Raw genomic sequence first — 14,856 nt, 5'->3', positions numbered from 1 at the left:
TCACAAAACAAGCCTAAAAAATAAATTAGCTTTCTGACGTAAGGAAGAAAACTTACCTTCACTGTCCTATGTCCTTTGTCAATTGTCCTCTAGAAATATGTTTGTATCTCTCAATTATTACCAATAATTCTCGTAGTATAGTTAAGTGTCGGCCGTGTTTATCTATAAAACCAAGTAGAATGTTACTTTTAGTTATCTACTTGGTTTATTGTAGTAAGTTGGAAGTATAGTTATAAATACTTTTGAAAATCAATTGCAAAAGTTAAGGATACGAATATAATAAAATTATATTTGTATATATTCTAGATTTGGCATTCAGCAGCTACTTGAAATGCATAGAATATTAAGCTGTTTAGCCTTATTGAGATAAAAAAGGAGGAAGAAGATGCAACAACAAAAGTCAACTTCAAAAGATTTCCTTAGTGCAACAAACATAATAGGAATTACAGCAGCCTTAGATGATTCCACCGGGCTAAAAAAAAGTGAGGCAGCAAAAAGTGAATCAAAATTTGAGACTAAAATTATCAAAACAGCTTGCAGAGCATGTATTGCCAATTGTGGTGTTATTGCTCATGTTAAGAATGGACGAGTAGTTAAGCTTGAAGGAAATCCAGAAGATCCTATGAGCAAAGGGAGAATGTGTGCTAAAGGACTATCTGGTATACAGGCTCTTTATCATCCTAATCGAAATAAATATCCAATGATGAGAGTTGGTAAACGTGGTGAGAATAAATGGAAGCGTATTTCTTGGGATGAAGCTATTGATATTATTGCTAAAAAGCTTATGGAAACCCGTGAAAAATACGGTGCAGAAACTGTATTTGCATCTACTGGAGGGGGCGGAAATCCTGAAATTTGGAGTATTGCGAGATTTTGCAATATATTTGGTACTCCAAACTGGTTTGAACCAGGTTGTGCCCAATGTTATCTGCCACGTGTGCTAGCCTATACTATGATGTATGGCGGTGTTGACCCTAGTATCGCAGACTCAAATGCTTTGGAACTTTACTTTCCAGAAGAAACGCCAATGAAAACTTTGGTGTTATGGGGAACTGCTCCTTCTTACTCTTGTCCTGCAAGTGGCGGAGGTGCCGTTGTGGATATTCGAGCCAAAGGAGTAAAGACAGTTGTAATCGATCCACGTTTTACTCCAGATGCAGCTAAGGCTGACGTTTGGCTGCCTATAAGGCCTGGGACTGACGTAGCACTTATGTTAGCCTGGATAAGATACATAATTGACAAGGAGCTTTACGATCAGGAGTTTGTGATGAAGTGGACAAATCTTCCGTATCTTGTGGATGTGAAGACTAATATGTTATTACGAGCTGAAAAAAGTAGAATTCCAGGAATTCCTGATACTTTTATGGTGTGGGACACAAAAACTAATTCTGTGCAGCCACTGGAATATCCATGGAATGACAAGTTATCTCCTGCATTAGAAGGCGATTTTATGGTAAATGGAGTACAGTACAAAACTGGCTTTCAGCTTTTAAAAGAGAGAGTAGAGTCTTTTACTCTTCAAAAGGCAGCAGAAACTTGTTGGCTTGATGCAAGTAAGATTGAAGAGGCTATAAATATATTTGCTCAAAATACTCCTAGTGCTATCGCTCTAGGCGTTGCTACCGACCAGACACCGAACTCAGTACAGGCAGCAATGTCAGCAGCAATTATAGATTTATTAATGGGAAATGTTGAAAAACCAGGAACATTGATGCAGCGTTTTAAAACAAGTGGCACTTTTGATATGCCTAATTACCCTGTACCGATAGCTGTAAACAGACTTCCGAAGGAGCAATTAAAAAAACGTCTTGGAGGAATTGAACATAAGGGACTTCACATATGGTATGCAGGTCATCCTTCCAGTATTTTAGAAGCAATTCTTACTGGGGAACCTTATAAGCCAAGAGTATGGATAGACCGTTCTGGTAATAAGTTAGCTTCTGTTGCAAATAGTCAGAAATGGGTAAAAGCCATTGAAGAATTGGATTTTATTGTACATATGTATATGTATCCGACATCCTTTTCTGCTTATGCTGATATCCTTCTGCCTACTGAAGAATGGTTAGAGACAGATATGCTGGTAGAAACTTGCAATACCTTAGTTGCAAGACAAGCTACGACACATCTTTGGGAAACAATAGATGAAACAGTAATCTGGTCAAAAATTGCAAAAAGATGCGGAGAACTTGGACATGAGGAATGTAAGAAGGCCTTTGATCCAGAATATATGGGAGATGACCTTGCTTATTGGGATTCGGTAGATGAAATCTTTGATCATTTCTTAAGCAGAATAGGGCTGACATGGAAAAAGTTAAAAGAAATATCACCTTATGAGTACATGCCGAAGGATGAGTGGAAAAGGTATTATGTATATAAAGAGATTAATTCTACAACAGGTAAGCCTGCAGGATTTAATACACCATCTAAGAAATGTGAACTTTATGTGGAAAGTATGATCACACTAGGAAGAACAGGACAGCCTTTCAGCGGATGTGAGCTGCCTCCAGCTTCGAAAGATTATGATCCATTGCCATACTTCTTGGAACCACATGAAAGTCCACTTCCTGGAAGCGAACTGGCAAAAGAGTATCCTTTGGTTATGACAGGTGGAAGAGTTCCTTTTTATCATCATAATACATTAAGAAATATTCCATGGCTAAGGGAGATATATCCGGTGCCAGAGCTTTGGATTCATCCAAAAGCTGCAGAAATTTACGGTGTTTCTGAAGGTGACTGGGTCTGGGTAGAATCGAAACGTGGAAAAATTAGGGCCGTTGCTAGTGTAACAGAGGGGATTAATCCTGGCACTGTTTATATGGAACGTTTTTGGAATCCAGAAACATTAAATACGGAAACTCACGGTTGGAAAGAAATGAATGTTAATATGCTTACAAAAGAGGATGCTCCCTTTAATGATGTTGTAGGTACTTACACTTTGAGAGGTTTTTTAGTAAAGGTTTCGAAAGCAGATGGACCGCCAAAAGGTATTTGGTTAAAACCTGAAGAATTTAAAACATGGCTACCTCAGCCATCTGACACTACAGAGGAGGTGAAGTAATAAATGGTACAAAATATTATGGTAGTTGATTTAGATAGATGTATTGGATGTAAGGGATGCCAAGTGGCATGTAAGATGGAAAACGGAGTCGCTCTTGGTTCTTCAAGAAACAAGGTGCTGACAATAGGTCCTACAGGAACCTATCCAGAGCTAGAAATGTATTTTCTGCCAGTGATGTGTCAACAATGCGCTGATCCTGCTTGCGTAAAGGTTTGTCCAACAGGAGCTTGCTATAAACGCAGTGATGATGGAGTTATTGTTATTGATAAGGAACAATGTATCGGTTGCAAGAGCTGCATGAGAGCTTGCCCTTATGAAATAAATAACTTCAATAACGAAATGAGAGTAGCGGATAAATGTACTCAGTGTGTTCATTTGAGGGAAATTGGTGAAAAGCCTGCATGTGTAAAAAACTGTTCAGGCAGATCGTTGATTTTTGGCGATATTAACGATCCAGAAAGTGATGTGTCAATAGCACTAAAAGAAGCTGGCAGCGAGAATGTATACACCCTTCGTAATTCGGGAAACAACCCTTCTGTTAGGTACATCTTGCGTAATGCAAAATGGGTTGATGTTATTCCACAGGAATGTCAAGGACAGAATTGGAGGGAAAAGTAAGTGAATAATAAATCAGAGTATTTGAAACTTATGGCAAACCGTGAGAATTTGTATCGTTTTTTAGGGCGTCTCTATAGAGAAGAAGTGGATCAGACATTACTTGAAAAAATGAAAGTTATGAGCTTTCCTATGGAATGCTGTGAAACTGAACTTAGAGAAGGATACGAAATGCTTAAAGGCTATCTTGAGGAATGTGGGAGCGATCCTTTGACTGATTTAGCTGTAGATTATGCAAAAGTTTTTCTTGGTGCAGGGATAGCAGAAGGTTCTGCTGCATTTCCATATGAATCAGTGTATACCAGCCAAAAGAGAATTATGATGCAGGAAGCACGGGATAAAGTTATGGCCATATATTCAGCAAAGGGCCTCGGAAAAAATGAGGAAAAATTCAAGTTTGAAGACCATATATCTTTAGAACTGGAATTTATGGCTTTCCTATGTAAAGAAGCACAATGTATTTTGGATACACAAGATGAGTTAGGGTTTTTATCCTGTTTAAAGGAAGAGGTGGATTTTCTAAGTGAACATCTATTAAACTGGATTCCTAAATTTTGTACTGATGTAGAAAGACATGCGGGTACAGAATTTTATAAAGCAGTTGGTAAAATTACTAATGAATACTTGCACTTAGACTGTAAGATCCTTGAAAGTTTAATGAATTAACTGTAAATATTTGCAATAAAACAATTTAGAGAAAGATAGGAGGGGTAGTCATTGGGTTACTATGTGAGCTTAGAAAGAATGAACAAAACAATTAATGAACTAAAAAAAGAATACAAGATATATGCTCCAAAGCGCTTTGAAAAGCGAGGTTGGAAGCCTAATACCGATTTAATACGTTATGGTGAAATCAAGTCGGTGTCAGATATTGTTTATGATATAAAATCTGACTTTTCACCAAAAGAAGTCTTTTACCCTATTAGTCAGACACTTCTTTATTTTACTGAGAATAATTGTAGTGAAAGCAGTACTTATGACAGCAAGGATATCATACTCTTTGCTCGTCCCTGCGATATTAATGCTATTAAGAGGCTGGATAATATTTTTCTTAAAAATGGTAATGAAGAAGATAACTATTATAAAAGGTTACGTGATAAATTAAAGATTTTCATGATAGAATGTAGAGAAGGCTGGGATAACTGTTTCTGTGTTTCTATGGGTTCAAATCAGACAGACAACTATAGTGCAGCTGTAAGATTTGAAGATAACGGCTTGCTTATAGAAGCGAAGGATGATGAATTTGGAAAGTACTTTACTAAGGAAACAACAAGAGAATTTACTCCTGAATTTGTTCAAGAAAATCAAAAAAAGGTGAAATTGCCCAAAATCAATAGTATGGACCTTTTGAAAAAAATTCATGATTTAGAATTGTGGGAGAGTTTTAATGATAAATGCTTAAGCTGTGGCGGCTGCAATACAGTTTGTGGTACATGTAGTTGTTTTGATACAACTGACATAATATATAATGAAACCAGCCGTGATGGAGAGAGAAGAAGAGTCTGGTCATCTTGTATGCTTGAAGGATATTCAACTATGGCTGGTGGACACAATGTTCGAAAAACAGCAGGACAAAGGATGAGATTTAAAATTTTACACAAGGTTTATGATTACAACAATCGTTTTGGTGAAAGTGAACATATGTGTGTAGGTTGCGGACGATGCGTGAATAGATGTCCACAAGAGATTTCCTTTTCTGATACTATTAATTGCTTAAGCGAAGAGGTAGAAAAAATAATAAGAGAAAAAGAGACAACCAGAGAGGAGGCTAATAATGAATAATATTACGTTACCAAAACCTCATAAAATTACAAGTGTTATTCATGAAACCAATGCTGAATATACTTTTAGGGTAGAATGTGATGCTGAAACTAAGCATGGACAATTCTTCATGTTATCAATTCCTAAGGTAGGAGAAGCTCCAATATCTGTAAGTGGAAAGGGAGATGGATGGGTTGAGTTCACTATTAGAAAAGTGGGCAGACTTACTCAGGGGATTTTCGGTTTAAAATCTGGAGACACACTGTTTATGAGAGGTCCTTACGGTAATTCCTTTCCAGTTGATGAATTTAAGAATAAGGATTTATTAGTGATTTCTGGTGGTACCGGTATGGCTCCAGTAAAAACTATTTTGAACTATTTTTACGATCACTCAGAAGAAATTAAATCTGTCAATTTAATTTCAGGTTTTAAAGACGTTAACTGTGTTCTGTTTCATGATGAACTTGAAAAATTTAAAACTAAGTTCAATACAATTTATACCTTAGACAATAGTAAAGCAGATGGATTTGAGACTGGAATGGTTACCGAACATATTAAGAAGATTCCACTTAATACCTTTGAAGACTATAATGTAGTAATCGTTGGACCTCCAATTATGATGCATTTTGCTGCTAAGGAGTTACTTGCAAATGGCGTGGAAGAATCTAAAATATGGGTTTCCTTTGAAAGAAAGATGTCCTGTGCAGTTGGAAAATGTGGTCACTGTAAAATAAATGAAACCTATGTTTGTCTTGAGGGACCAGTTTTTAACTATACAAAAGCTAAGGACTTACTTGACTAAAGAGAACTTGAAAACAGATTATTTGTGCCATATTTTGAAAGAGAATTGTAAAAGACTAACAATAACTATATAATAAAATTGGCATTTAAACATATAACTTGGACTTATAATTTGTAGGGAGTGAAATTAATTGCTTAGAAAATCAAAGTTGACTCAGGAACAAATCAGTGAAATAAATAAAGTGAAAATTATTAGATTAATTAAGGAAAAAGAAGAGATTACAAAGCTAGAGCTGGGAACAAAACTAGGATTAAGTCATACTACTATTAACACATATATACAGACTCTAATTGATGAAGGATTAGTGCAGATTGCTGGAGTTGCAGCTTCTAGTGGAGGTAGAAAACCTATAATTGTGAAACTTATTCCTGAGGCAAAGTATTCTTTTGGCGTTAGTATTACTCCAACAAAAGCCTATATAGTTTTAGTGAACCTAGCCTATAAAGAAACTACAAGAGATTGTTTTTCATATGGTAGAGACGAGAAGATGGAAAATATTCTAAGAATACTTAAGGAACATGTTGAAAAAATTATAAAGGATAACCTTTTGGATAGAAAAAAAATTTTGGGAATAGGCATTGTATTTCCAGGCACAGTTGATGATGATAAGATCTTAATAGAATCTGCACCTAATTTGAAGGTTAAGAACTATTCTCTTAAAGGTTTCCAAGAAGAAATAGGTATGAAAATTTATGCGGAAAAGGAAGCAAATGCAGCAGCTTATGCAGAACAGTTAGTTGGAAATGCAAAAGATGAGGGTAACTTTGTTTATGTATCGATTGCAGAAGGCATTGGAGCAGGTGTTATTATAGAGAATTATATTTATAAAGGGCGCAAGAAAAAAGCTGGTGAATTTGGACACATGAAAGTATCAGATGAAAAAATAAAATGTAATTGCGGAAGGTATGGGTGTTGGGAGCGGTTTGCATCAAAAAACGCATTACTTAATTATTTTGAACAATATAAAAATCAGAAAGGATATTCACTTGAAGAGTTGTTTTATGCTTACAATCATGGCGATATAGATGCAATACAGGCAGTAGAAAAGTATGCTAGATATTTGTTTGTAGGTATAGAAAATATTTTACTTTCTGTTAACCCTGATTGTATAGTTATTGGTGGAGATTTAGGTGGATATGCAGAAGAAATTATTAAAGTTGCTGTTGATAAACTTAAGTTAACAGAAAACTTTTTTGGATATGAAAATATCAAAATTTATTGCTCTGGTTTGAAGGAAAATGGAGCTATAATAGGAGCAGCACTTCTACCATTGGAAGAAATATTCAATTATCAAAAGAATGTAATTTAAATTAAGGTATTGAGGTTATAGAGGAAGTTGTCTGGAATTAGACAGCTTCTTTTATGTTATCACTTCTAAATGTATTAAAAATTTTCTTTGTTCTGTTTTGTATCACAATTTTATGAAAGGTATTTATACTAAGGCTGCAAGTACTTATAGTATTGGAATAAATATTGCTAGATATATTTAATAGGATAATGTAAAAAGAAATTATTATTAATATAATTTACTTTGTAAAAAAGTTAAGTAGAACGTAGTAGTAAGGAGGAATTTATAAAATGAGTTATGGTGCATATTTTATGTATTATAAGTGTGAAAAATGTGGAAAGAGGTTCAAGTACTGTCTAGATGCAGAAAAGCAGGATGTGTTTGGGCAATGTGATGTTTGTCATGTGGCCGGAATCTTAGTTGGAGAAGGCTGCAATGAACCAGAAAATAAGATTGAATACGAAGACATTTCAGATTAATTTTATTAAAAGACCTCCGACAGATGTCAGAGGTTTTTACTTAGGTTGAATTTTATATTAAACAAAGGAGATATGTTATATGATAGAGGAATTTGAGAAATATCTACTGTATAAGGAGCATAAAAGCTATAGTACAATTAAAATTTATTCAAGATGTATTGAACAATTTATTAGTTGGTATTCTGTAAGCAAAAACAAAGAAAATTTGAGAATGGATAGTGAAACTATTAATAGTTATAAGAATTATTTAATATTTGTAGAGAAGAGAAAAGCACAGACTATAAGCGTTAGACTTTGTGCATTGGCTGTATTTAATAGATTCTTTTCTAATAAAAATGCACCTAAAAACTATCTTTTGAGGAAGAAATAGAGAAAGAGGATTAGTCGAGTTTATAATTTAAGCCTAGTAGTTTTATTTTAGAATAAATTGTAAATCGCAAATGTATTAGTATTAATAAATTTATGTATCACAACGAAGAGACATAAATATTGCTTTTCTTATTTGAGGAGATTCATAATTGTATTAAAAACAAAATTATATAGTTATCTTGAAATATTTTGATTTGAGCTTCTCTAATAGAACGAAGCCCCTTTTATGTGTTCAGTTAATGAAGCTTGAGTTTAACATATCCTAATAGTTCTAAGATTCGAAAAGAAATATTAATATGAAATACAGTATTACTGTTGTTTAAATCTATTTTAAGAATGTCTTGAATTTTTTGAAGTCGGTATTTCATAGTATTATAATGCACATTCATAAGATTTGATGTCTTTTGTACGTCAAAATTATTTTGAATATAATTATAGAGAGTTAAGGCATAGGAAGTTCCTTTCTCTTTATCTCTGTTAATTAATTCCAATATTAAAGGGTCACAAAATTCTTCAAGATTTTCTTTAAAAGAGTAAGTATCGAATAAATGATAAACTGCATAGTCATTATAAAAGTAAGGGCTGTTCTCTTTGTTGAGCTTGAATCCTAATTCAGCAGCTTTAACTGATTGTATATGAAATTTGGAGATATCCATTATATTGTGAAAGCGTCGGCTTATACCTACAGTAAGCTGGTTATCCGATAATAATTGAATAAAAGAATCAGATAGAGTAGTGTCTATTACTGGTTCGTCTTTTTTCTTTTTATCAATAAGTGTAACAACATGATCATTATATATAACTGTATAGTAACAATAGAAGAAGCTGGTGATTAGTCCCTTCATATGATAGAGCTTTGTAGTTAAGTCAGGAACTTGACCTTTAATATAAAAACTTAAAATGTAATAATTATTGTATAAGTTACGCTTAAATTGGTTTTCTATTTCTTCAACAGAAGTTTCAGCAATCAGGTTTCCTTTTAAAAGGTTTATTATCAATGTTTCAACAGGAGATTTAGGAATAAAAAAACTGTATCTGCTCTTTTCTATTGCTAGTGCTAGAATGTTGCAAATCGAATGGATGAGTGTTACATCCCCTTTAGTGATTTTCTTGTTATATTCTAATACTTTAAGATAGGCAATTACAGTATTATTTGAGCGTATTCTGACCAGCAGCTGTTTATGATTCAAAGAACCAACTTCCCACATAATATCTGAATCTATAGTATTTCGTATTGTCAAGCTAAAATTCCGTTGATTTATGTATTTTGAAGGGATATGTCCAGTTGCAATACATTCCTTCCATATAGGTTCATCTATACCATTGCTGAAACCTGAATAATCAATTAAATATAAGAATGAATCTATCAAAAGTAGAGGATTTCCCAGCATTTCCATACAAGTATCTAAGAGCTGCTTGATATTAGTGCCTTTGCATAAGGCACTAAACAGTTTTTGGGTACAAATCCTTTCCGTTTCATGAAAAGAAAATAAATCCTGTAACTCATTAAAAATTTTTGTGCTGCTTGTATTTTGTTTAATTAAAATGTAATTTATCATGAAATTATTATTTAAATATTCAGGCAAATCTGTATCTGTGAAAAGTAGTAAATTTACAGGTTTATTTAAAGAGACATTCGGCAGTAGATCTGAAATATTTCCTAAATAAATATCATCCGAATTTAATTTAAAAGTATCGGAATCAAGAAATCTGCAGCATTTTACATAAGAATCATGTTTAATTCTAAAATCAGGATTATATTTTAGTAAGTTATCAACAATTTCACTCATTAGAACTGACATTATTTATCCCCCATTATATAAACGTTTAAATTAATTATAGAGCATTGTTATGATTTCAACAACGTTAGAGTTTTCAGAACCTTTCGATTTTATTTGTAAATCTTTACAATGATTTACTGATATTTTCTCAAAACGTGACAATGTAAAAATATTCTGACTTTGGTAGCATGGATATAGGGGGGATTATTAATATGAAAAGCAATGAAGAATTCTACAATGAACATTTGGAAAGAATTAAAAAAAATATTGCAATGGAAAAAACAGATAGAACGCCTATTATGCTTCATGCAGGAGCGTTTTTGTTAAGGTATGCAGGGGGAAAACTATCTGAGCTTGTAACAGACAATTTATCAGCAGAAGAAAAGGTAGTAAATTCACTTAAAGCCATAGGTGACATAGATTGTGTCATTGGTCCAACTGGCTATCCTCCAATAAACGGCGCAATTCAGCTTTCTCATACAAAGGTACCAGGTCGTGAGCTTGGTGACGATGTGCAGTGGCAGATAGATGAACGTGGTGACATGACTGAAGATGATTATGACATTATTATAGATAAAGGATGGAATTACTTTTTCGCGGATTATTGTAAAAGAAATTTAGGAAATGCACTGGAAGAGATGAAGTACTATGGAAGTATTGCTGGAAAGGTTACAAAAAAATATACGGATGCAGGCTGTGTAATATTAACGCCTGTAATGTCAGGAACACCTTTTGCTGCTTTCAGTGGAGGGCGCTCTATACCCAAATTAATGAGAGATTTACACAGAATGCCCGATAAGGTACAGGCAGCATGTGATGCAGCTATGGTGGACAGGTTAAATAATTTAAGAAATCAAATACGAGAACAAAAACCTTTTGCTGTATTTTTAGGCGGTGGTCGAGGAGCAGGAGACTTTTTATCTATGAAGAATTTTGATAGGTTTATGTGGACCTATATGAAGCAGGTTATCGATGTAATCATTGAAGAAGGGTCTAATATTTATCTACATCTAGACTTAGATTGGGGCCGTTTCCTTGATTATTTCCTTGATATTCCTAAGGGCAGAGCTATTTTTCATCCTGATAGTTCAACGGATATATTTAAAGCTAAAGATGTGCTAGGTGGCAATATGGCTTTCATGGGAGATGTTTCACCATCGCTTTTATCACTAGGAACACCAGATGAGGTGTATGCTTATAGTAAAAAACTTGTAGATGAATTTTCACCGCAAGGATTTTTTATGGCTGCAGGCTGCTGTGCACCACCTAACTCAAAACCTGAGAATATTAAAGCTATGATTGCAGCTGCAATGGGTACCTAAGTTAATCTTCTTAATTGTTAAAAAACAAGTAAATAAATTATTTAGGAATCTAGATATAATTATTAATGGAGGATGAAAGTTATGGTAGAGAAAAAGTATGGTTTTGTGGAGAAGGCAGCAGTTTTATCAATAGCATTACTGATGTATACAACAAGTATGACTACACCTGCTCTAGGGGAAATAGCCAGAGCCTTTCCTAGTGTAAGTCCAGAGCTTATAAAACAGATTGCTGCCTTACCATCTTTGATGATGGTAATATTCTCTTTAGTAGCTGGACAGCTTGAGCGCTTTATGAGTAAGAAGAAAATATTGTATATTGCCATGATTCTTCAATTTGTGGGAGGCATTCTACCAATGTTTTCAAACAACATGACATTTATTCTTATTATGAGAGGTGTTTTTGGCGCTGGTTATGGTCTTTTATTCCCACTTCCTACACCAATTCTTGCAGATATGTTCCAAGGGGATGAATTTAAAAGCTTGATGGGCTATAAATCTGCAATAGGAGCTTTGGCTGGAGTGGTGTTTCAAATGCTAGGAGGAGTGCTAGCTGCAATAAGTTGGAGATATGCTTTTTTGGGATTTCTTCTTATAATACCAATTGGTTTATTTATTGCATTTAAAGTACCAGATATAGAAAGCAAAAAGGTGTCAAAAGGGGGTACTTCAAGTGGTAAATTGACCTCAAAAACTTATATTCTCTCATTTTTAAATGCTTTATTAAATATCTTACAATTCACATTTATGACAAATGTAGCAATGGTAATGGCTGAAGGAAAAATAGGTAATGCAACTGAAGCTGGAGTTGTACTTACCGCATTTACTGGAGGGGCCTTTTTTGCCGGCTTAGTGTATGGAAAAATATTTAATATATTCAAACGATTTACTATTGTGATTGCTGTTGCTTTGGTAGGAGTTTCGTTTTTGATTTTACTCAGTGTAAATACTTATCCAATGTATGTTATGGTAGGTATTATATTTGGTCTTGGCTTTGGAACATATAATCCAGACTTTGGTATTAAATTGGTAGCCTCTGCTGATAAAGCTGCTTCTGCCCGTGCTTTTTCTATATATGTTGCATTAATGGGCTTAGGGCAGTTTGTATCTCCAATACTTTTAGCTTTTATTACTAATATCTTTGGACTTAAAGGCCCTAAAGCTGCTTGGTTTATAGCCGCACCATGTATTTTAGGCGCTGCTGCAGTTATGTTCCTTGTAATAGTTTTCACAAAGTCTAAAGTTGTTGATGCTTCGGTAAGTGAATAAAATATTTATAAATTTACTTTAATATTCTAAGAAATAAATTAGTGAGCTAAAGATTTTCAAAATTATTTAAGGGGGATTACCTATGACTTATAAGTACAAAAAATTGTTTGAACCTATTAAAATTGGAAATGTTGAAATTAAGAATCGTTTTGCTATGGCACCTATGGGTCCTCAGGGACTTGGCGATGCCGAAGGAGCATTTAATCAAAGAGGAATAGATTACTATGTGGATCGTGCTCGTGGAGGCACTGGACTTATTATAACTGGTGTAACTTTTGTAGAAAACGAAGTTGAACCACATGAAATGCCTGGTGTTCCTTGCTCAACCTATAATCCTCTTCATTTTATAAGAACTGCCAGCGAGATGACAGAACGAATCCATGCTTATGACTCAAAGGTTTTTCTTCAGATGAGTGCAGGATTTGGTAGAGTAGCTCCACCTCCAAAAGGAAATAGAGCGCCTATATCAGCTTCAGCTATTCCAAATCGATGGGTTGATGTAACTTGTAGAGAGATGAGTAAAGATGAAATACATCATATTGTTAAAATGTTTGGTGAAGGAGCAGCAAATGCAAAACATGCTGGCTTTGACGGTGTTCAAATTCATGCAGTCCATGAAGGTTATCTTCTAGATCAGTTTGCTATTTCATTTTTTAATCATCGTACCGATGAATATGGTGGAAGTCTTGAAAATCGTCTGCGTTTTGCCCGTGAAGTTGTTGAAGAAATAAAGAGATGCTGTGGTGATGATTTCCCAGTTACACTACGTTACAGTCCTAAGAGTTTTATAAAAGACTGGCGTGAGGGAGGACTTCCAGGTGAAGAATTCGAGGAAAAAGGTAAAGATGTTCCAGAAGGTATAGAAGCAGGAAAGTTACTAGTGCAATATGGATATGATTCATTGGATGTAGATGTAGGATGTTATGATTCGTGGTGGTGGAATCATCCTCCTATGTACCAAAAGAAAGGATTATATATACCATATGCAAAAATAATGAAAGAAGCAGTAGATGTTCCAATAATCTGTGCAGGACGTATGGACAATCCTGACCTTGCACTTTCTGCCCTAGAGGATGGAGCCTGTGACATGATAGGTCTTGGAAGGCCTCTACTTGCAGATCCCGATTATGTAAATAAGCTGCGTGCAGGTAAAACTGCTTTGATAAGGCCATGTCTTTCTTGTCATGAAGGCTGTTTGGGACGTATGGTAAAATCAGGATCCCTTAATTGTGCTGTAAACCCAGAAGCTTGCCGTGAAAGTGTTAACTTTCTTACACCAGCTCTTAAAGTAAAAAAAGTATTGATAGTTGGTGGTGGTGTAGCAGGCTGCGAAGCTGCAAGAGTTCTTAAACTTCGCGGACATGAACCGGTAATTTATGAAAGTAAAGATCGCTTGGGAGGTAACTTGATTCCAGGGGGGACTCCTGATTTTAAGGAAGATGATAGAGCACTTATTGCATGGTATGAAAATACTTTAAAAGATTTGAACGTGGAAATAAAGCTTAATGCTGAAGTTACAAAAGAAGTTATCGAAAACAACAGTGCAGATGTTGTAATAATTGCTACAGGTTCCAAGCCTAAGATTTTAGATTTAGGAGATAATAGTAAAGTATTTACTGCTGCAGATGTGCTTTGTGGGAAAAAGCAGGCAGGAGATAAGGTTGTAGTTTTAGGTGGAGGCCTTGTTGGTTGTGAAACGGCTCTTTATCTAAAGAAAATGGGAAAAGAGGTTACTATTGTTGAAACAATGGATACTTTACTCGCTTCAAATGGCCCAAGTTGCTTTGCTAATCTTGGAATGCTATTGGCTCTTATTAAATACAACCATATTGATGTTCTAACTTCATCAAAGGTTATAAAAACCACGAATAAAGGTGTTCTTGTAAATACAAAAGATAATGGTGAGCGAGAAATTGAGACAGATTCAGTAGTTCTTGCGATAGGGTATAATTCAAACAAGGAACTTTATGATTCACTTAAATACGAAGTACAAGATATACGGCTTTTAGGCGATGCAAGAAATGTTTCTAATATTATGTATGCTATTTGGGATGCTTATGAAGTTGCATCAAGGCTATAGTATATAAAAAAGTATAGTAAATTAAAGAGATAAAC

Annotated in this window: 12 protein-coding genes; 11 read left to right on the top strand and 1 reads right to left on the bottom strand. The window is 34.6% G+C overall.

What is annotated here, in order from left to right:
• Nucleotides 1-385: 385 nt before the first annotated feature.
• The 8 genes from I6U48_RS06670 (at nt 386) to I6U48_RS06635 (ending at nt 8,373) form a co-directional block, all read left to right on the top strand.
• On the top strand, nt 386-3,058 hold the full coding sequence (locus tag I6U48_RS06670; protein ID WP_218319636.1) for a molybdopterin-containing oxidoreductase family protein: 2,673 nt from the start codon (nt 386-388) through the stop codon (nt 3,056-3,058).
• A 3-nt stretch (nt 3,059-3,061) separates the two neighbouring features.
• Nucleotides 3,062-3,676 carry a 4Fe-4S dicluster domain-containing protein gene (locus tag I6U48_RS06665; RefSeq protein ID WP_218319635.1) on the top strand — a complete coding sequence of 205 codons (615 nt, stop codon included), beginning with the start codon at nt 3,062-3,064 and terminating at the stop codon, nt 3,674-3,676.
• Entirely contained in the window at nt 3,677-4,339 is a 663-nt protein-coding gene (locus I6U48_RS06660) for a TorD/DmsD family molecular chaperone (protein WP_218319634.1), read from the top strand.
• Between the two features lie 51 nt (nt 4,340-4,390).
• Nucleotides 4,391-5,455: an anaerobic sulfite reductase subunit AsrA gene (gene asrA / locus I6U48_RS06655; RefSeq protein ID WP_218319633.1), complete on the top strand. Its 1,065-nt coding sequence runs from the start codon at nt 4,391-4,393 to the stop codon at nt 5,453-5,455.
• Complete coding sequence (asrB, locus tag I6U48_RS06650) at nt 5,448-6,236, top strand: anaerobic sulfite reductase subunit AsrB (protein ID WP_218319632.1); 789 nt, start codon at nt 5,448-5,450, stop codon at nt 6,234-6,236. The genes asrA and asrB overlap by 8 nt, the downstream gene beginning before the upstream one ends.
• A gap of 130 nt (nt 6,237-6,366) precedes the next feature.
• Nucleotides 6,367-7,545 carry an ROK family transcriptional regulator gene (locus I6U48_RS06645; protein ID WP_218319631.1) on the top strand — a complete coding sequence of 393 codons (1,179 nt, stop codon included), beginning with the start codon at nt 6,367-6,369 and terminating at the stop codon, nt 7,543-7,545.
• 269 nt (nt 7,546-7,814) lie between these two features.
• On the top strand, nt 7,815-8,003 hold the full coding sequence (locus I6U48_RS06640; RefSeq protein ID WP_218319630.1) for a hypothetical protein: 189 nt from the start codon (nt 7,815-7,817) through the stop codon (nt 8,001-8,003).
• Nucleotides 8,004-8,082: 79 nt separating this feature from the next.
• Nucleotides 8,083-8,373: a phage integrase N-terminal SAM-like domain-containing protein gene (locus I6U48_RS06635; protein WP_218319629.1), complete on the top strand. Its 291-nt coding sequence runs from the start codon at nt 8,083-8,085 to the stop codon at nt 8,371-8,373.
• A gap of 235 nt (nt 8,374-8,608) precedes the next feature.
• On the opposite strand, the gene I6U48_RS06630 is transcribed toward I6U48_RS06635, so the two are convergent.
• Nucleotides 8,609-10,174 carry a PucR family transcriptional regulator gene (locus I6U48_RS06630; RefSeq protein ID WP_218319628.1) on the bottom strand — a complete coding sequence of 522 codons (1,566 nt, stop codon included), beginning with the start codon at nt 10,172-10,174 and terminating at the stop codon, nt 8,609-8,611.
• Nucleotides 10,175-10,365: 191 nt separating this feature from the next.
• Between I6U48_RS06630 and I6U48_RS06625 the strand changes: the two genes are divergently transcribed.
• The 3 genes from I6U48_RS06625 (at nt 10,366) to I6U48_RS06615 (ending at nt 14,821) form a co-directional block, all read left to right on the top strand.
• Nucleotides 10,366-11,475: a uroporphyrinogen decarboxylase family protein gene (locus I6U48_RS06625; protein WP_218319627.1), complete on the top strand. Its 1,110-nt coding sequence runs from the start codon at nt 10,366-10,368 to the stop codon at nt 11,473-11,475.
• Nucleotides 11,476-11,556: 81 nt separating this feature from the next.
• On the top strand, nt 11,557-12,741 hold the full coding sequence (locus I6U48_RS06620; RefSeq protein WP_218319626.1) for an MFS transporter: 1,185 nt from the start codon (nt 11,557-11,559) through the stop codon (nt 12,739-12,741).
• 82 nt (nt 12,742-12,823) lie between these two features.
• Nucleotides 12,824-14,821 (top strand): oxidoreductase, encoded by a 1,998-nt coding sequence (locus tag I6U48_RS06615; RefSeq protein WP_218319625.1) that lies wholly within the window; start codon nt 12,824-12,826, stop codon nt 14,819-14,821.
• Nucleotides 14,822-14,856: the final 35 nt, after the last annotated feature.

Origin of the sequence: Clostridium thailandense (genome assembly GCF_019207025.1) — a bacterium.
Lineage (GTDB): Bacteria > Bacillota > Clostridia > Clostridiales > Clostridiaceae > Clostridium_AM > Clostridium_AM thailandense.
The sequence above is the reverse complement of the archived record's forward strand: the minus strand, read 5'-3'. Positions and strand labels throughout refer to the sequence as shown.